Source organism: Hylemonella sp. P2_B10, from assembly GCF_056404875.1.
Window position 1 is genome coordinate 140,889 of the sequence record NZ_JBFUDE010000003.1, and the last position, 16,145, is coordinate 157,033.

General features: G+C 64.0%; 25 protein-coding genes and 1 tRNA gene. 24 read left to right on the plus strand and 2 right to left on the minus strand.

From position 1 onward, the window contains the following. Positions 1 to 24: 24 nt before the first annotated feature. Genes AC1DX2_RS13120 through AC1DX2_RS13130 form a run of 3 tightly spaced genes read left to right on the plus strand, consistent with a single transcriptional unit; the run spans position 25 to position 2,419 of the window. Positions 25 to 981 carry a LysR substrate-binding domain-containing protein gene (locus tag AC1DX2_RS13120; RefSeq protein WP_477196805.1) on the plus strand — a complete coding sequence of 319 codons (957 nt, stop codon included), beginning with the start codon at positions 25 to 27 and terminating at the stop codon, positions 979 to 981. Then, positions 981 to 1,865, plus strand: a complete 885-nt coding sequence (gene ubiA, locus AC1DX2_RS13125; protein WP_477196806.1) for a 4-hydroxybenzoate octaprenyltransferase — start codon at positions 981 to 983, stop codon at positions 1,863 to 1,865. The genes AC1DX2_RS13120 and ubiA overlap by 1 nt, the downstream gene beginning before the upstream one ends. Before the next feature lie 35 nt (positions 1,866 to 1,900). Beyond that, a complete protein-coding gene (locus tag AC1DX2_RS13130) occupies positions 1,901 to 2,419 on the plus strand; it encodes an N-acetyltransferase family protein (RefSeq protein WP_477196807.1) in 519 nt (172 codons plus the stop codon). Between the two features lie 27 nt (positions 2,420 to 2,446). Here the strand turns inward: AC1DX2_RS13130 and AC1DX2_RS13135 are convergent, their stop codons facing one another. Together AC1DX2_RS13135 and proC are read right to left on the minus strand one after the other, a co-directional pair. Continuing rightward, the gene (locus AC1DX2_RS13135) at positions 2,447 to 2,689 is read right to left on the minus strand and encodes a hypothetical protein (protein ID WP_477196808.1); all 243 of its coding nucleotides are present in this window, start codon (positions 2,687 to 2,689) and stop codon (positions 2,447 to 2,449) included. A gap of 111 nt (positions 2,690 to 2,800) precedes the next feature. Further along, the gene (gene proC / locus AC1DX2_RS13140) at positions 2,801 to 3,619 is read right to left on the minus strand and encodes a pyrroline-5-carboxylate reductase (protein ID WP_477196809.1); all 819 of its coding nucleotides are present in this window, start codon (positions 3,617 to 3,619) and stop codon (positions 2,801 to 2,803) included. Between the two features lie 83 nt (positions 3,620 to 3,702). Here proC and glpK point away from each other — a divergent pair, with 83 nt between their 5' ends. The 21 genes from glpK to AC1DX2_RS13245 all read left to right on the plus strand — a co-directional run bounded on the left by glpK (position 3,703) and on the right by AC1DX2_RS13245 (position 16,137). After that, positions 3,703 to 5,265: a glycerol kinase GlpK gene (gene glpK / locus AC1DX2_RS13145; RefSeq protein ID WP_477196810.1), complete on the plus strand. Its 1,563-nt coding sequence runs from the start codon at positions 3,703 to 3,705 to the stop codon at positions 5,263 to 5,265. Continuing rightward, positions 5,262 to 6,869, plus strand: coding sequence for a glycerol-3-phosphate dehydrogenase/oxidase (locus AC1DX2_RS13150; RefSeq protein ID WP_477196811.1), 1,608 nt, complete (start codon positions 5,262 to 5,264; stop codon positions 6,867 to 6,869). Before glpK ends, AC1DX2_RS13150 begins: the two co-directional genes overlap by 4 nt. A gap of 193 nt (positions 6,870 to 7,062) precedes the next feature. Continuing rightward, complete coding sequence (gene rplN / locus AC1DX2_RS13155; protein WP_013902964.1) at positions 7,063 to 7,431, plus strand: 50S ribosomal protein L14; 369 nt, start codon at positions 7,063 to 7,065, stop codon at positions 7,429 to 7,431. A 15-nt stretch (positions 7,432 to 7,446) separates the two neighbouring features. Beyond that, the gene (gene rplX / locus AC1DX2_RS13160) at positions 7,447 to 7,767 is read left to right on the plus strand and encodes a 50S ribosomal protein L24 (protein WP_477196812.1); all 321 of its coding nucleotides are present in this window, start codon (positions 7,447 to 7,449) and stop codon (positions 7,765 to 7,767) included. Continuing rightward, positions 7,768 to 8,307, plus strand: coding sequence for a 50S ribosomal protein L5 (rplE, locus tag AC1DX2_RS13165; protein ID WP_477196813.1), 540 nt, complete (start codon positions 7,768 to 7,770; stop codon positions 8,305 to 8,307). Positions 8,308 to 8,315: 8 nt separating this feature from the next. Next, positions 8,316 to 8,621 carry a 30S ribosomal protein S14 gene (gene rpsN, locus AC1DX2_RS13170; RefSeq protein WP_477196814.1) on the plus strand — a complete coding sequence of 102 codons (306 nt, stop codon included), beginning with the start codon at positions 8,316 to 8,318 and terminating at the stop codon, positions 8,619 to 8,621. Between the two features lie 18 nt (positions 8,622 to 8,639). After that, positions 8,640 to 9,035 carry a 30S ribosomal protein S8 gene (rpsH, locus tag AC1DX2_RS13175; protein WP_477196815.1) on the plus strand — a complete coding sequence of 132 codons (396 nt, stop codon included), beginning with the start codon at positions 8,640 to 8,642 and terminating at the stop codon, positions 9,033 to 9,035. Positions 9,036 to 9,059: 24 nt separating this feature from the next. Continuing rightward, positions 9,060 to 9,593, plus strand: coding sequence for a 50S ribosomal protein L6 (gene rplF, locus AC1DX2_RS13180; protein WP_477196816.1), 534 nt, complete (start codon positions 9,060 to 9,062; stop codon positions 9,591 to 9,593). An 11-nt stretch (positions 9,594 to 9,604) separates the two neighbouring features. Continuing rightward, on the plus strand, positions 9,605 to 9,970 hold the full coding sequence (rplR, locus tag AC1DX2_RS13185; protein ID WP_477197680.1) for a 50S ribosomal protein L18: 366 nt from the start codon (positions 9,605 to 9,607) through the stop codon (positions 9,968 to 9,970). Positions 9,971 to 9,987: 17 nt separating this feature from the next. Continuing rightward, positions 9,988 to 10,515: a 30S ribosomal protein S5 gene (gene rpsE / locus AC1DX2_RS13190; RefSeq protein WP_477196817.1), complete on the plus strand. Its 528-nt coding sequence runs from the start codon at positions 9,988 to 9,990 to the stop codon at positions 10,513 to 10,515. A gap of 14 nt (positions 10,516 to 10,529) precedes the next feature. After that, positions 10,530 to 10,718 carry a 50S ribosomal protein L30 gene (gene rpmD, locus AC1DX2_RS13195; protein WP_477196818.1) on the plus strand — a complete coding sequence of 63 codons (189 nt, stop codon included), beginning with the start codon at positions 10,530 to 10,532 and terminating at the stop codon, positions 10,716 to 10,718. Between the two features lie 10 nt (positions 10,719 to 10,728). Next, positions 10,729 to 11,160, plus strand: coding sequence for a 50S ribosomal protein L15 (rplO, locus tag AC1DX2_RS13200; RefSeq protein ID WP_477196819.1), 432 nt, complete (start codon positions 10,729 to 10,731; stop codon positions 11,158 to 11,160). A gap of 32 nt (positions 11,161 to 11,192) precedes the next feature. Continuing rightward, positions 11,193 to 12,506: a preprotein translocase subunit SecY gene (gene secY / locus AC1DX2_RS13205; protein ID WP_477196820.1), complete on the plus strand. Its 1,314-nt coding sequence runs from the start codon at positions 11,193 to 11,195 to the stop codon at positions 12,504 to 12,506. A 14-nt stretch (positions 12,507 to 12,520) separates the two neighbouring features. Continuing rightward, positions 12,521 to 12,739 carry a translation initiation factor IF-1 gene (gene infA, locus AC1DX2_RS13210; RefSeq protein WP_007869286.1) on the plus strand — a complete coding sequence of 73 codons (219 nt, stop codon included), beginning with the start codon at positions 12,521 to 12,523 and terminating at the stop codon, positions 12,737 to 12,739. A 44-nt stretch (positions 12,740 to 12,783) separates the two neighbouring features. Further along, a complete protein-coding gene (rpmJ, locus tag AC1DX2_RS13215; protein WP_477196821.1) occupies positions 12,784 to 12,897 on the plus strand; it encodes a 50S ribosomal protein L36 in 114 nt (37 codons plus the stop codon). 25 nt (positions 12,898 to 12,922) lie between these two features. Beyond that, positions 12,923 to 13,288, plus strand: coding sequence for a 30S ribosomal protein S13 (rpsM, locus tag AC1DX2_RS13220; protein ID WP_477196822.1), 366 nt, complete (start codon positions 12,923 to 12,925; stop codon positions 13,286 to 13,288). A 19-nt stretch (positions 13,289 to 13,307) separates the two neighbouring features. Beyond that, positions 13,308 to 13,712, plus strand: coding sequence for a 30S ribosomal protein S11 (gene rpsK, locus AC1DX2_RS13225; protein WP_477196823.1), 405 nt, complete (start codon positions 13,308 to 13,310; stop codon positions 13,710 to 13,712). An 87-nt stretch (positions 13,713 to 13,799) separates the two neighbouring features. Next, a complete protein-coding gene (gene rpsD, locus AC1DX2_RS13230) occupies positions 13,800 to 14,423 on the plus strand; it encodes a 30S ribosomal protein S4 (protein ID WP_477196824.1) in 624 nt (207 codons plus the stop codon). A 99-nt stretch (positions 14,424 to 14,522) separates the two neighbouring features. Then, positions 14,523 to 15,512, plus strand: coding sequence for a DNA-directed RNA polymerase subunit alpha (locus AC1DX2_RS13235; protein ID WP_477196825.1), 990 nt, complete (start codon positions 14,523 to 14,525; stop codon positions 15,510 to 15,512). A gap of 124 nt (positions 15,513 to 15,636) precedes the next feature. After that, positions 15,637 to 16,038: a 50S ribosomal protein L17 gene (gene rplQ, locus AC1DX2_RS13240; protein WP_477196826.1), complete on the plus strand. Its 402-nt coding sequence runs from the start codon at positions 15,637 to 15,639 to the stop codon at positions 16,036 to 16,038. 22 nt (positions 16,039 to 16,060) lie between these two features. Beyond that, positions 16,061 to 16,137 (plus strand) — tRNA-Met (locus AC1DX2_RS13245). Positions 16,138 to 16,145: the final 8 nt, after the last annotated feature.

Genomic DNA, 16,145 nt, shown 5'->3' on the forward strand with positions numbered 1-16,145 from the left:
CACACCCTACCCTAGAGCCGTGCCATGACCCTCACGGAACTGAAATACATCGTCGCCGTCGCGCGCGAGAAGCATTTCGGCAAGGCCGCCGACGCCTGCTACGTGTCGCAGCCCACGCTGTCGGTGGCGGTGAAGAAGCTGGAAGAAGAGCTGGAAGTCAAGCTGTTCGAGCGCAGCGCCAACGAGGTCGCGGTGACGCCGCTGGGCGAGGAGATCGTGCGTCAGGCGCAGGCGGTGCTGGAGCAGGCCGCCGCCATCAAGGAGATCGCGCGGCGCGGCAAGGACCCGCTGGCCGGTTCGCTGAAGCTGGGCGTGATCTACACCATCGCCCCCTACCTGTTGCCCGACCTGGTGCGCCAGATCATCGCCAAGAGCCCGCAGATGCCGCTGGTGCTGCAGGAGAATTTCACCGTCAAGCTGCTGGAGATGCTGCGCACCGGCGAGCTGGATTGCGCCATCCTGGCCGAGCCCTTCCCCGACACCGGGCTGGCCACTGCGGCGCTGTACGACGAGCCCTTCTTCGCCGCCGTGCCCGCCAACCACCCGCTGGCGGCGCAGACCCACGTCAGCGCCGACGACCTGAAGAAGGAGACCATGCTGCTGCTGGGCAATGGCCACTGCTTCCGTGACCACGTGCTGGAGGTCTGCCCCGAGTTCGCGCGCTTTTCCAGCAGCGACACCGAGGGCATACGCCGCACCTTCGAAGGCTCGTCGCTGGAGACCATCAAGCACATGGTGGCCGCCGGCATGGGCGTCACGCTGGTGCCGCGCCTGTCCGTGCCGGCCGATGCGCTGGAGCCCAAGCCGCGCCGGCGCGCCAGCGAAGACGCCTACGTCAAATACCTGCCGTTCGACGGCGACCCGCCCAAGCGCCGCGTGGTGCTGGCCTGGCGCCGCAGTTTCACCCGCTACGAAGCCATCGCCGCGCTGCGCAACGCCATCTACGCCTGCAAGCTGCCCGGTGTGGTGCGCCTGTCCTGATGTCGTCCCTGAGTTCCCCCAGCCCGGTTGCGGGCCGCCTGGCCCTATACCTTGACCTGATCCGCTGGAACCGCCCCGCCGGCTGGCTGCTGCTGCTGTGGCCGTCCTTGAGCGCGCTGTGGATCGCCGCGCACGGCTTTCCCGGCTGGCACCTGCTGGCGGTGTTCACGCTGGGCACCATCCTGATGCGCAGTGCCGGCTGCTGCGTCAACGACGTCGCCGACCGCGATTTCGACCGCCACGTCAAGCGCACCGCCCAGCGGCCGGTCACCAGCGGCGCGCTCAGCGTCAAAGAGGCCCTGGCCGTGGGCGCGGTGCTGGCGCTGGCGGCCTTTGGCCTGGTGCTCACCACCAATGCCGCCACCATCGCCTGGTCGTTCGCGGCCTTGGCGGTCACGCTGGTCTACCCGTATGCCAAGCGCTTTGTGTCCATGCCGCAGGCCGTGCTGGGCGTGGCCTTCAGCTTCGGCATCCCCATGGCCTTTGCCGCCGTGCAGTCGCACGTGCCGCCGCTGGCCTGGGCGCTGCTGGTGGGCAACCTGTTCTGGGTGCTGGCCTATGACACCGAGTACGCCATGGTGGACCGCGACGACGATCTGCGCATCGGCATGAAGACCTCGGCCATCACGCTGGGCCGCTGGGATGTGCCGGCCATCCTGGTGTTCTACGCCGTGTACCTGGCGCTGTGGTGGGTTTGCCTGGCCGATGAACGCTTAAGCTGGCCCTTCCTCGCCGGGCTGGTGGCAGCGGCAGCACAGGCGGCTTGGCATGGCCGGCTGATCTGGAGCCGCAGCCGCGACGGCTGCTTTCGCGCCTTCCGGCTCAACCACTGGCTGGGATTTGCGGTGTTTGCCGGCATCGCGCTGGGCTACGCCCGGCCCTGACGGCGCACGCTGCCCTGCTGTTTGGGAGTCAACGCTTGTCCAAGCTGCCCCAGGTCAGGACATCGGCGCGCCTGAAGCCGCTGGGCGTGCGCCAGTTGGCGCCGGTGTTCAACCTGGTCCAGCTGGGCAGCCGTCAGGGGCACTTCACCGCGCTGTACCTGCAGCCGCAGTTCATGGCCGGTCTGGGCCTGCAGTTGTTCACGCTGTTGCTGGGCTGGCTGCGCCTGCCCGGCGGCGTCTGGCACCGGGCCCACGCCCGCGTGCTGGTGCTGCACGGCCAGTTTGCCGGTTTCGTCATCCTGCGCAAGGGCCCAAACGGGGCGTGTGAGATCTACATGTGTGCCCTGTTGCCCGCGCTGCGCGGCCAGGGCCTGGGGCGCCAGATGCTGCAACAGGCGCTGGCCGCCCATGCGCGGCCGGGGCAGCAGGTGGTGGCGGACTGCCTGCCCGCCTCCAAGGCCATGATGGCCCTGCTGAGCAGCCTGGGCTTTGGCGCGTCGGCCCCTAGGTCGCGCTTGCCCAGGCGCTACGAGACGGTGTGGCGGGCGGCCTGATCTGAAAGTCGGCTGGCGCGCGCAGTTTCAGCGGCGGGTGGCCTTTTTCTTCTTGGCCACTTTGGCCTTTTTCGCATGGTGCTTGGCGGCGTGGCGTTTCTTGGCCACGTGCTTCTTCGCCTTGACCTTCTTGACTTTGGCTTTGGCCTTGGCCGAGGTGGCATGGGGCTGTTGGCTGGACGGCTGCTTGGCCTGAGCTTCCACAGGCAGCGTGGACAGTGGCAAGGCCAGTACGGCGGCGCTGACGAGGCTGGCAATCAGTTTTTTCATCGGGTTTCCTGCTGTTTTTATGGGCATGTGGGGGCGCGTTGCGCCTGAAGGGCGATGGCCGCTACCGGCTTTCAACGCGTGGCTGGCGGCGGGCGTTGACGATGGACTGCGCTACTTGCTGCCGAACTCATCGCCCAGTTCCTTGGCGCGCTGGGCCGCCATGTGCAGGGCGCGCACGAACAAGGCCTTCACATTGCTGTCATCCATGGATTCTATGGCTGCCGCCGTGGTGCCGCCCTTGGAGGTGACGCGCTGGCGCAGGATCTCAGGCGGTTCCTTGGAGGCCTTGGCCAGCTCGCCGGCGCCTATGAAGGTGGCCACCGCCAGCCGGTAGGCCTGCTCGCGCGGCAGCCCCATGTCGGCACCGGCGGCCGTCATGGCCTCCATGAAGTAATACATGTAGGCCGGGCCAGAGCCCGACAGCGCCGTCACCGCGTCCAGCCTGTCCTCGGCGCCCAGCCACAGGAACTCGCCCACGTGGCCGACGATCTGCTCCACCTTGTACTGGTCGGCCGGTGTCACCGCCTCGCGTGCATACAGCGCGGTGATGCCCTTGCCGATCAGCGCCGGCGTGTTGGGCATGGCACGCACGATGCGTTGGGTGTTCAGCCAGTGGGCCATGCTGTCGCTGCGAATGCCGGCGGCCACACTCAGGTGCAGCGCGTCGCGGGTGTAGAACCGCACCTGCAGCGCCGCCTCCTTGAAGATCTGCGGCTTGATGGCCCACACCACCGTCTGCACGCCGTTCAGGTGCGGGCCGGGCGTCTCCTGGGCGTCCACGTTGTAGTGCTGCTTCAGCCGCTCGCGGGCCTCGGCAAAGGGCTCCACCACGTCAATCAGGTGGTTGGGCTGGCCGGCCTTGATCAGGCCAGCGATCAGTGCGCTGGCCATGTTGCCGCCACCTATGAAGGCGATGCGTGTGTCGGACATGGGCAGAGTGTAGACCCAACGCGCCCGCACCCGCGGCGCACTAGCCTGTACCGCCGGCATGCGCTAAGCTTGCCGGCAAAGCTATGCACTCCTACATACTCGCGCTGGATCAGGGCACCACCAGTTCACGGGCCATTGTGTTTGACCGCCAGGGCAAGGTGGTCAGCCTGGCGCAGCAGGAATTCACCCAGCACTTCCCTAAGCCCGGCTGGGTCGAGCACGACGCGCTGGACATCTGGCACTCTCAACTGGCCGTGGCGCGCCAGGCGCTGGCGCAGCAGGGGTTGGCGGCAGCCGACATCGCTGCCATAGGCATCACCAACCAGCGCGAGACCACGGTGCTGTGGGACCGCAAGACCGGCCAGCCGGTGGCACCCGCCATCGTCTGGCAAGACCGCCGCACCGCCGCGCAGTGCGACGCCTTGCGCAAGGCCGGCAAGGCCGCGCTGATCCAGAAAAAGACCGGCCTGGTGCTGGACGCCTACTTTTCCGCCACCAAGCTGGCCTGGCTGCTGGACCAGGTGCCCGGCGCCCGCGCCCGCGCCGAGCGCGGCGAACTGGCCTTTGGCACCGTGGACAGCTGGCTGCTGTGGAACCTGACCGGTGGGCGTGTGCACGCCACCGACGCCAGCAACGCCTCGCGCACGCTGCTGTTTGACATCCACCGACTGTGCTGGGACGACGCGCTGCTGGCGCTCTTCAACATCCCGCCAGCGGTGTTGCCGCGGGTGCTGCCCTCCAGCGCCCGGCTGGGCGAGACCATGGCCGACCTGCTGGGCGCGCCCATCGCCATCTGCGGCATGGCCGGCGACCAGCAGGCCGCCACCTTCGGCCAGGCCTGCTTCAGCCCCGGCATGGCCAAGAACACCTATGGCACCGGCTGCTTCATGCTGATGAACACGGCGGCACGGCCGGTGCGCAGCCGTCACCAGCTGCTCAGCACCGTCGCCTGGGCCGGCCCGCCCGCGCCGGCCGGCGCCGTGGGGCGCCCTGGCACCAGCGACAGGCTGGCCTTGCAGCCGCAGCAGGCCTGCTACGCGCTGGAAGGCTCGGTGTTCATGGGGGGCGCCACCATCCAGTGGCTGCGCGACGGGCTGCAGATGATCAAGAGCGCCGACGAGGTGGAGGCGCTGGCCGCCAGCGTGCCCGACACCGGCGACGTGTTCCTGGTGCCTGCCTTTGCCGGCCTGGGCGCGCCCTATTGGGACGGCCATGCCCGCGCTGCGCTGCTGGGCATGACGCGCGGCACCAGCCGCGCCCACATCGCCCGCGCCGCGCTGCAGGCCATTGCGCTGCAAAGCGCCGATGTGTTCGCTGCCATGGCCAGTGACGCCGGCCTGGCCCTGACCGAGCTGCGGGTGGACGGCGGCGCCAGCCGTAACAACCTGCTGATGCAGATGCAGGCCGACATCCTGGGTGTGCCGGTGGTGCGCCCCCAGGTCACCGAAACCACCGCGCTGGGCGCGGCCTACCTGGCCGGCTTGGCCTGCGGCTTCTGGTCCGGCGCCGACGAGGTGGCGGCTCAGTGGGCGGTAGATCGGCGTTTTGAGCCCGCCATGGCCAGTGCCGAGCGCGAACAGCGGCTGGTGCGCTGGCGCCAGGCGGTGGAACGCACCCGCCACTGGGCACAAGGCGCCCCAGCATGAGCCTGGACGGCGCCGGGCCCTTGCCCACTGACCGGGCCGAGTTGCTGGGCCGGCTGGCGCAGCAGCAGGCCTATGACGTGGCCATCGTCGGCGGCGGCGCCACCGGCCTGGGCATTGCGCTGGACGCCGTCACCCGTGGCCTGAGCGTGGTGCTGGTGGAATCGCACGATTTCGCCAAGGGCACCTCCTCGCGCGCCACCAAGCTGGTGCACGGCGGTGTGCGCTACCTGGCGCAGGGCAATGTGGCGCTGGTGCGCGAAGCCCTGCACGAGCGCACCACGCTGCTGCAAAACGCCCCGCACCTGGCGCAGCCGCTGGCCTTTGTGATGCCCTCTTATAAGTGGTGGGAGACGCCGTTCTACGGCGCCGGGCTCACACTCTATGACGCGCTGGCCGGCAAGGCTGGCCTGGGCAAGACCGAGCTGCTGAACCGCCAGCAGGTGCTGAGCCTGCTGCCCACCGCCCGCGACGCCGGCCTGCGCGGTGGTGTCAAGTACTGGGACGGCCAGTTCAACGACGCCCGCCTGGCCTTGACGCTGGCGCGCACCGCCGCCGCCCACGGCGCGCTGCTGGTCAACTACTGCTGCGCCCGCGACCTGTTGTTCGACGCCGGCAAGGTGGCCGGCCTGGTGGCCGAAGATGTGGAAACCGGCCAGCGCTTTCGTATCCAGTCCCGCTGCGTCATCAACGCCACCGGCGTCTGGGTTGACCAGCTACGCCAGGTGGATGGCGATGCCAACAAGGACGATGGCCGTCACCCCACCCGACCCATGGTGGCGCCCAGCCAGGGCGTGCACGTGGTGGTGGACCGCGAATTCCTGCCCGGCGACACCGCACTGATGGTACCCAAGACGGCCGACGGCCGGGTGCTGTTCGCCGTGCCCTGGCTGGGCAAGATCATCCTGGGCACCACCGACACGCCGCGGCATGACCTGTCGCGCGAGCCCCACGCCTTCAAGCAAGAGCTGGACTTCATCTTGCAGGAATCGGCCCGCTACCTGCGCCGCGCCCCGACCCGCGACGACATCAAAAGCATCTGGGTCGGCCTGCGCCCGTTGGTCAAGCCGCAGGACGACGACGGCGACAACACCAAGGGCCTGAGCCGCGAGCACACCGTGCTGGTCAGCCGCAGCAACCTGGTCACGGTGACCGGCGGCAAATGGACCACCTACCGCGCCATGGCCGAAGATGTGCTGACCAAGTGCATCAAAAAATCCCTGATCAAGGCGCCTGAAGAGGGAGTGACTGCTAACTTATCATTGCTCGGCGCGGGCGAGGAGGGCGTGGAACACCATTCTTTGAGTGAACCTGCCGGCCTGCATTCCTATGGGGTGGAGGCCGAGGCCGTGGAACAACTGCCCGGCGCGCGCCAGGACATCCTGCCCGGCCTGAGCGAGGCCATGGTGCGTTTTGCCGCCCGCCATGAGTACGCGCGCACCGTGGAAGACGTGCTGGCGCGGCGTTCGCGCTGGCTGTTCCTGGACGCCAGGGCCGCGGCCACGGCGACTGAGCGGGTCGGCGCCCTGCTTGCCCACGAGACCGGCAAAGACCCGGAAATCCGCGCTTTCGAAGCCCTGTGCCGGCTTTATTTGCGTTTACCCTAACCGGGGTTGTTGACGGCCCCGGATTTCTTTGGCACAATAGCAGGCTTCGCTTAATTTCAAGCGGATAAGCATTTCTGCCTAACGAAGGCTGTGCGAGTGGTTTGCACAGTTGCCGACAGGCCCAAGACTGACTTGGTTTTCTTCCTTGCCCTGTGGCAAGAGGTCTTCCAGGTGCAAGTTGGGAATATTTGACATGATCCAAACTGAATCTCGGTTAGAAGTCGCCGACAACACCGGCGCGAAGTCCGTCCTGTGCATCAAGGTGCTGGGTGGGTCCAAGCGCCGCTATGCCAGCGTGGGCGACATCATCAAGGTGAGCATCAAGGAAGCGGCTCCCCGTGGGCGCGTCAAAAAGGGCGAGGTCTACAGTGCCGTCGTCGTGCGCACCGCCAAGGGCATCCGTCGTGGTGACGGCTCGCTGGTCAAGTTCGACGGCAATGCCGCCGTGCTGCTCAACAACAAGCTCGAGCCCATCGGCACGCGCATCTTTGGACCGGTCACGCGCGAGCTGCGCACCGAAAAGTTCATGAAGATCGTGTCGCTGGCACCCGAAGTTCTTTAATCCAAGAGGCGCGTCATGAACAAGATTCGCAAAGGCGACGAGATCATCGTGATCACCGGTCGCGACAAGGGCAAGCGCGGCAAGATTGCGCTGCGCAAGGACGAGACCCATGTGGTCGTCGAGGGCATCAACCTGGTGAAGAAGCACACCAAGCCCAATCCCCTGAAGGGCACCACGGGCGGCATCGTTGAAAAGGCCATGCCGATTCACCAGTCCAACGTGGCAATTTTCAATGCTGCAACCGGCAAGGCTGACCGTGTTGGCATCAAGCTGCAGGCTGACGGCAAGCGCGTGCGCGTCTTCAAGTCCAGCGGCGAAGAAATCAAGGTGGCATAAATGGCGCGTCTGCAACAACACTATCGCGAAAAGGTCGCTCCCGAGCTGACCGCCAAGTTTGGTTACAAGTCGCCCATGCAAGTGCCGCGCCTGACCAAGATCACGCTGAACATGGGCGTCAGCGAAGCTGTCGCCGACAAGAAGGTCATGGAAAACGCCGTTGGCGACCTGACCAAGATCGCCGGCCAAAAGCCCGTGGTCACCAAGTCCAAGAAGGCCATCGCCGGTTTCAAGATCCGCGAAGGCCAGGCCATTGGCTGCATGGTGACGCTGCGCGGCGTGCAGATGTATGAGTTCCTGGACCGTTTCGTCACCGTGGCCCTGCCCCGCGTGCGCGACTTCCGCGGCATTTCCGGCCGCGCGTTCGACGGCCGTGGCAACTACAACATCGGCGTCAAAGAACAGATCATCTTCCCTGAGATCGAGTATGACAAGGTGGATGCCTTGCGCGGCCTCAATATCAGCATCACCACAACGGCCAAGACCGACGAAGAGTGCAAGGCACTGCTCGCGGGCTTCCGTTTCCCTTTCAAGAACTGAGGTGGCACGTGGCTAAAATGGCTTTGATCGAGCGCGAGCTCAAGCGTGACAAACTGGTTGCCAAGTACGCGAAGAAACACGCGGAATTTAAGGCAATCGCCAACGACGCAAAGCGCAGCGACGAAGAGCGCGCAGCCGCCCGCCTGGGCCTGCAAAAGCTGCCGCGCAACGCAAACCCGACGCGCCAGCGCAACCGCTGCGCCATCACCGGCCGTCCGCGCGGTACCTTCCGCCAGTTCGGCTTGGCACGCGCAAAAATTCGTGAATTGGCTTTTGCTGGCGACATCCCCGGTGTCACCAAGGCAAGCTGGTAAGCGGCAGGAGATTTAAACATGAGCATGAGTGATCCCATTGCCGACCTGTTGACGCGCATCCGCAACGCGCAGATGGTGGCCAAGACCACCGTCAGCGTGCCTTCTTCCAAAGTGAAGATCGCGATCGCCCAGGTGTTGAAAGACGAAGGCTACATTGACGGCTTCCAGGTCAAGACCGAAGCCGGCAAGTCCGAGTTGGAAATTGCCCTGAAGTACTACGCCGGTCGCCCCGTGATCGAGCGTATCGAGCGCGTCAGCCGTCCCGGCCTGCGCGTGTACAAAGGCCGCGACGCCATCCCCCAGGTCCAGAACGGTCTGGGCGTGGCCATCGTCACCACGCCCCAGGGCGTGATGACCGACCGCAAAGCGCGCGCCACCGGTGTCGGTGGTGAAGTGCTGTGCTACGTGGCCTGATGCGGCATTGAAGGAGTAACTGAAATGTCCCGTATCGGAAAAATGCCAATCGCCGTCCCCGCAGGTGTGGACGTGGCGATCAAGGAAGACCAGATCAGCGTCAAGGGCACCGGCGGCACGCTGCTGCAAGCCCAGTCCGCCCTGGTCAAGGTGAGCAGCGACGCCGGCAAGCTGAGCTTCGCGCCCGCCAACGACTCGCGCGAAGCCAATGCCATGAGCGGCACCATGCGTCAGCTGGTGAACAACATGGTGGTCGGCGTCAGCAAGGGCTTCGAAAAGAAGCTGTCGCTGGTCGGCGTGGGCTACAAGGCCGCCGCCCAAGGCGCCAAATTGAACCTGACGGTGGGCTATTCCCACCCGGTGAACATCGACATGCCTGCTGGCATCACCGTCGCCACCCCGACGCCCACGGAAATCGTGGTCAAGGGTGCCGACCGCCAGCGCGTCGGTCAGATCGCCGCTGAGATCCGTGCTGTTCGTCCCCCGGAGCCCTACAAGGGCAAGGGCATCCGTTATTCGGATGAGAAGATCACGATCAAAGAGACCAAGAAGAAGTAAGGAGCTGCATGATGTTGACCAAAAAAGAGCAGCGTTTGCGCCGTGCGCGCCAAACCCGCATCCGTATTGCGACGCAGGGTGTGGCCCGCCTGACGGTGAACCGTACCAACTTGCACATCTACGCTGCCGTCATCTCCGGCGACGGCGCCAAGGTGCTGGCCAGCGCGTCGACGGCGGAAGCCGAAGTGCGCAAGTCGCTGGGCGCCTCCGGCAAGGGTGGCAATGCCGCCGCCGCGCAGCTGATCGGCAAGCGCATCGCCGAGAAGGCCAAGGCCGCCGGTGTCGAAAAAGTGGCGTTTGACCGCGCAGGTTTTGCGTACCACGGCCGCGTCAAGGCGCTGGCTGATGCGGCCCGCGAAGCTGGCTTGCAGTTCTAAGCAGATCGGAAACTAAGATGGCTAAAGTTCAAGCAAAGATGCAGGGCAAAGGGGCCGAGGGTCCCGAGGACGGCCTGCGCGAGAAAATGATCGCGGTCAACCGCGTGACCAAGGTGGTCAAGGGTGGCCGTATCCTGGGTTTCGCAGCGCTGACCGTGGTCGGTGACGGCGACGGCCGCGTTGGCATGGGCAAGGGCAAATCCAAGGAAGTGCCGGCTGCCGTGCAGAAGGCCATGGAAGAAGCCCGCCGCAACATGACCAAGGTGTCGCTGAAGAATGGCTCCATCCACCACATGGTGAAGGGCCACCACGGCGCTGCCAACGTGATGATGGCACCGGCCCCCAAGGGTACCGGCATCATCGCCGGCGGCCCGATGCGCGCGGTGTTTGAAGTGATGGGCATCACGGACATCGTGGCCAAGAGCCACGGTTCCACCAACCCCTACAACATGGTTCGCGCCACGCTGGACGCACTCAACCACGCCACCACCCCCGGCGAAGTGGCTGCCAAGCGCGGCAAGTCTGTCGAAGACATCTTCGCCTGATCGGGAGTCTGAACATGACGACAACGCAACAACAAAAAATCACGGTGCAACTGGTTCGCAGCCCCATCGGCTGCAAGGAATCGCACCGCGCCACGGTTCGTGGCCTGGGCCTGCGCAAGCTGCGCAGCACCAGCGAGCTGGTCGACACCCCCGAGGTGCGCGGCATGATCAACACGATCAGTTACCTGGTCAAAGTGCTGTAAGAGGCTGACGATGCAACTCAACAACATCCAACACGCTGACGGTGCCAAGCACGCCAAGCGTCGCGTCGGTCGCGGTATCGGCTCCGGCCTGGGCAAGACTGCCGGCCGTGGCCACAAGGGTCAAAAGTCGCGCGCCGGTGGCTACCACAAGGTGGGCTTCGAAGGCGGTCAGATGCCCATGCAGCGTCGCTTGCCCAAGCGCGGCTTCAAGTCGCAATCGCTGAAGTACAACGCTGAAGTCACCCTGGCGGCCCTGGAAGCCCTGGGCGCTGCTGAGGTCGATCTGCTGTCCCTGAAGGCCGCTGGCCTGGTGGGTCAGATTGCCAAGGTCGTGAAGGTCGTCAAGACCGGCGCGCTGACCAAGGCCGTCAAGCTGACCGGCATCGGTGCAACGGCAGGTGCCAAGGCAGCCATCGAGGCAGCCGGCGGCTCCATCGCCTAAGCCAAAGCGAAGCTTGTTGAAAGAACACGCACGTGGCAACTAACGCGGCTCAAACTGCAAAGGCAGGCGGCAAGTTCGGCGATCTGAAGCGCCGGCTGGTCTTCCTGTTGCTGGCGTTGATCGTCTACCGCATTGGGGCGCATATCCCCGTGCCAGGCATCAACCCGGACCAGTTGCAGCAGTTCTTCAAGGGCCAGGAAGGCGGCTTCCTGGGCATGATGAACATGTTCTCGGGTGGCGCGCTGTCGCGTTTCACGATCTTCGCGCTGGGCATCACGCCGTACATTTCGGCGTCGATCATCATGCAGCTGCTGACCTATGTGCTGCCCACCTTCGAGCAATTGAAGAAGGAAGGCGAGGCCGGCCGGCGCAAGATCACCCAGTACACGCGCTACGGCACGCTGGGCCTGGCCCTGTTCCAATCCATGGGCATCGCCCTGGCGCTGGAAAGCTCGCCCGGCCTGGTCAATGTGCCTGGTTTTGGTTTCCGGCTGACGGCGGTGTGCACGCTGACCGCAGGCACCATGTTCCTGATGTGGCTGGGTGAGCAGATCACCGAGCGCGGTCTGGGCAACGGCATCTCCATCCTGATCTTCGGCGGCATCGCGGCCGGCCTGCCCAATGCGATTGGCAGCCTGCTGGAACTGGTGCGCACTGGTGGCATGTCCATCATCGTCGCGCTGGTCATTGTGACGCTGGTGGTGCTGGTGACCTTCGCCGTGGTGTTCGTGGAGCGCGGCCAACGCAAGATATTGGTGAACTATGCGCGCCGGCAGGTTGGCAACAAGGTCTATGGTGGCCAGTCGTCGCACCTGCCGCTGAAGCTGAACATGGCTGGTGTGATCCCTCCGATCTTCGCCTCGTCCATCATCCTGTTGCCCGCCACGGTGGCCAACTGGTTTGGCAGCCATGAGTCCATGCGCTGGCTGAAGGATATTTCCTCCAGCCTGGCGCCCGGCCAGCCCATCTACACGCTGCTGTATGCGTCGGCCATCGTGTTCTTCTGCTTCTTCTACACGGCGTTGGTGTTCAACAGCCGCGAGACCGCAGACAACCTGAAAAAGGGCGGTGCCTTTGTGCCTGGCATCCGTCCCGGTGACCAGACCGCCAAGTACATCGACAAGATCCTGCTGCGCCTGACGATGGCAGGTGCCGTCTACATCACGCTGGTGTGCCTGCTGCCGGAGCTCCTGATCCTGAAGTACAACGTGCCGTTCTACTTCGGCGGGACCTCGCTGCTGATCATTGTTGTGGTGACCATGGATTTCATGGCCCAGGTTCAGAATTACATGATGTCGCAGCAATACGAGTCGCTGCTTAAGAAAGCTAATTTCAAGTCATCTTAGGTAGCTGAGGGAGCATGTCCAAGGACGATGTCATTCAGATGCAGGGCGAGGTGGTTGAAAACCTTCCCAACGCAACGTTCCGGGTGAAACTGGAGAATGGCCACGTAGTACTGGGACACATATCGGGCAAGATGCGCATGCATTACATACGCATCCTGCCAGGTGACAAGGTCACCGTGGAATTGACGCCGTACGACCTGAGTCGTGCACGCATCGTGTTCCGGGCCAAGTAGGGCCGGGGACAGCAGGGTTGAAAAGTTTAGGTTAGGAGAACGAAATGAGAGTTTCCGCTTCGGTGAAGAAGATTTGCCGTAACTGCAAGATTATCCGCCGCAAGGGCATTGTTCGCGTGATCTGTTCCGACGCGCGTCACAAGCAGCGCCAAGGCTGATTGCTAGAGTATTTAGAGGACCAACATGGCACGTATCGCTGGCATCAACATTCCGCCGCATCAGCACGCTGAAATCGGCTTGACCGCTATTTTTGGCATTGGCCGCACCCGCGCCCGCAAGATTTGCGAAGCGACTGGTATCGCCTATTCCAAAAAGGTCAAAGACCTGACGGATAGCGACCTGGAAAAAATCCGCGACCAGATCGCTCAATTCACCATTGAAGGTGACCTGCGCCGCGAAACCACGATGAACATCAAGCGTTTGATGGACATCGGCTGCTACCGGGGCTTCCGCCACCGCCGTGGCCTGCCCATGCGTGGCCAGCGCACGCGCACCAATGCGCGCACGCGCAAGGGTCCGCGCAAGGCTGCCCAGTCTCTGAAGAAATAACAGGCATTGAAAGAACACTATGGCAAAAGCTCCCGCCAATAATGCCGCGCAGCGTGTGCGCAAGAAGGTCCGCAAGAACGTTGCTGACGGCGTCGCCCACGTGCACGCGTCGTTCAACAACACCATCATCACGATCACCGATCGCCAGGGCAACGCCCTGTCGTGGGCATCGTCTGGTGGCCAAGGTTTCAAGGGCTCGCGCAAGTCCACCCCGTTCGCCGCCCAGGTGGCGTCCGAAGTGGCTGGCCGCGCTGCCATCGAACAGGGCATCAAGAACCTGGACGTCGAGATCAAGGGCCCCGGCCCCGGTCGCGAGTCTTCGGTGCGCGCCCTGGCCGCACTGGGCATCCGCATCAACCTGATCGCTGATGTGACGCCCGTGCCCCACAACGGCTGCCGCCCGCAAAAGCGCCGTCGTATCTAAGTTTTTCTCAACCAAGCCCACCGCCGTTGACCCCAGGTTGACGGCTCCCGCGGCAAGTCCCGCGGCAGATGTTTAAAGGAAGTTCAAGTGGCACGTTACCTCGGCCCCAAGGCCAAACTCTCACGCCGTGAAGGCACCGACCTGTTCCTGAAGAGCGCACGCCGCTCCATCAGCGACAAGGCCAAGTTCGACTCCAAGCCCGGCCAGCACGGCCGCACTTCGGGCGCCCGCACCTCCGACTTCGGTCTGCAGCTGCGCGAAAAGCAGAAGGTCAAGCGCATGTACGGCGTGCTGGAAAAGCAATTCCGCCGTTACTTCGAAGAAGCCGACCGCCGCAAGGGCAACACCGGCGCCAACCTGCTGTTCCTGCTGGAATCGCGCCTGGACAACGTCGTCTACCGCATGGGCTTTGGCTCCACCCGCGCTGAAGCGCGCCAAATGGTGTCGCACAAGGCCATCCTGGTGAACGGCAAGTCCGTCAACATCCCGTCGTACATGGTCAAGACCGGCGACGTGGTGGCCGTGCGCGACAAGTCCAAGAAGCAGAACCGTGTGGTCGAAGCCCTGCAACTGGCCCAACAAGTCGGCATCCCGGCCTGGGTCGAAGTGAGCCTGGACAAGGCCGAAGGCACCTTCAAGAAGGTGCCCGATCGCGACGAATTCGGCGCTGACATCAACGAATCGTTGATCGTCGAGTTGTACTCGCGCTAAGAAGAGTTGAATCCGTTCCTGTACCGCGGGGCACCGCGCTACAGGTGCTTCACCAGCCTTACCGGTGTAACGAGCCGGGGGTATTGACAGGAAGTCTTGATGCAAACCAGTCTGCTAAAACCCAAAGCAATCAACGTCGAGCAACTCGCCCCGAATCGCGCCAAAGTGGCGCTGGAGCCGTTTGAACGCGGCTACGGCCACACGTTGGGCAACGCGCTGCGTCGGGTGTTGCTGTCGTCCATGCCGGGTTATGCTGCCACCGAAGTGACCATTGCCGGCGTGCTGCACGAGTATTCGTCGATTGACGGCGTGCAAGAAGACGTCGTCAACATCCTGCTGAATCTGAAGGGTGTGGTCTTCAAGCTGCACAATCGTGACGAAGTCACGCTGAGCCTGCGCAAGGACGGCGAAGGCCTCATCACCGCCGCCGACATCCAGACCCCGCACGACGTCGAGATCATCAACCCTGATCACGTCATCGCCACCTTGTCGCACGGCGGCAAGCTGGACATGCAGATCAAGGTCGAAAAGGGCCGCGGCTATGTGCCCGGCACCATGCGCCGCCACGGCGACGAGCCGAGCAAGTCGATCGGCCGCATCGTGCTGGACGCATCGTTCTCTCCGGTCAAGCGCGTCAGCTACACCGTCGAGAGCGCCCGCGTTGAGCAGCGCACCGACCTGGACAAGCTGGTGGTCGAGATCGAAACCAACGGCGCCATCAGCGCGGAAGACGCAGTGCGCTCCTCGGCCAAGATCCTGGTCGAGCAGCTGGCTGTGTTTGCCCAGCTGGAAGGCAGCGAGCTGGCCGCATTTGACGCCCCGGCACCGCGCGGCAACACGCAGTTTGACCCCATCCTGCTGCGCCCCGTGGACGAGCTGGAGCTGACGGTGCGTTCCGCCAACTGCCTGAAGGCCGAAAACATCTATTACATCGGTGACCTGATCCAGCGCACCGAAAACGAGCTGCTGAAGACCCCCAACCTGGGTCGCAAGTCGCTCAACGAAATCAAGGAAGTGCTGGCCTCCCGTGGCCTGACGCTGGGCATGAAGCTGGAAAGCTGGCCGCCCGCAGCGCTGGAAAAGCGCTGATCTGCGATCACATTGAGAATTGAATAACAACAGGGGCGGCCGCAAGGACCGACCCCGTGCCCGGGCAGTACCTGATTACGGCTGCCCGTTTTATAAACTGAACTGAAAAGAAAGCACCATTACCATGCGCCACGGTCACGGCCTCCGCAAACTCAACCGCACCAGCGAGCACCGCCTCGCCATGCTGCGCAACATGATGAATTCGCTGATCGAACACGAAGTCATCAAGACCACCGTCCCCAAGGCCAAGGAATTGCGCCGCGTGGTCGAACCCATGATCACCCTGGCCAAGGAACCCACGCTGGCCAACCGCCGCCTGGCTTTTGACCGCCTGCGCAGCCGCGACAGCGTCACCAAGCTGTTCAACGACCTGGGCCCCCGCTTCAAGGCGCGCCCGGGCGGCTACACCCGCATTCTGAAGATGGGTTTCCGTGTTGGCGACAATGCCCCCATGGCCCTGGTCGAGCTGGTGGACCGCCCCGCAGTTGAAGAAACATCTGCCGACGCAGCAGCCAAAGCTGAATAAGTAGAGTAGAATACTAGATTACCGCGCGATGGAGCAGCCTGGTAGCTCGTTGGGCTCATAACCCAAAGGTCGCAAGTTCAAATCTTGCTCGCGCAACCAAATCCCTG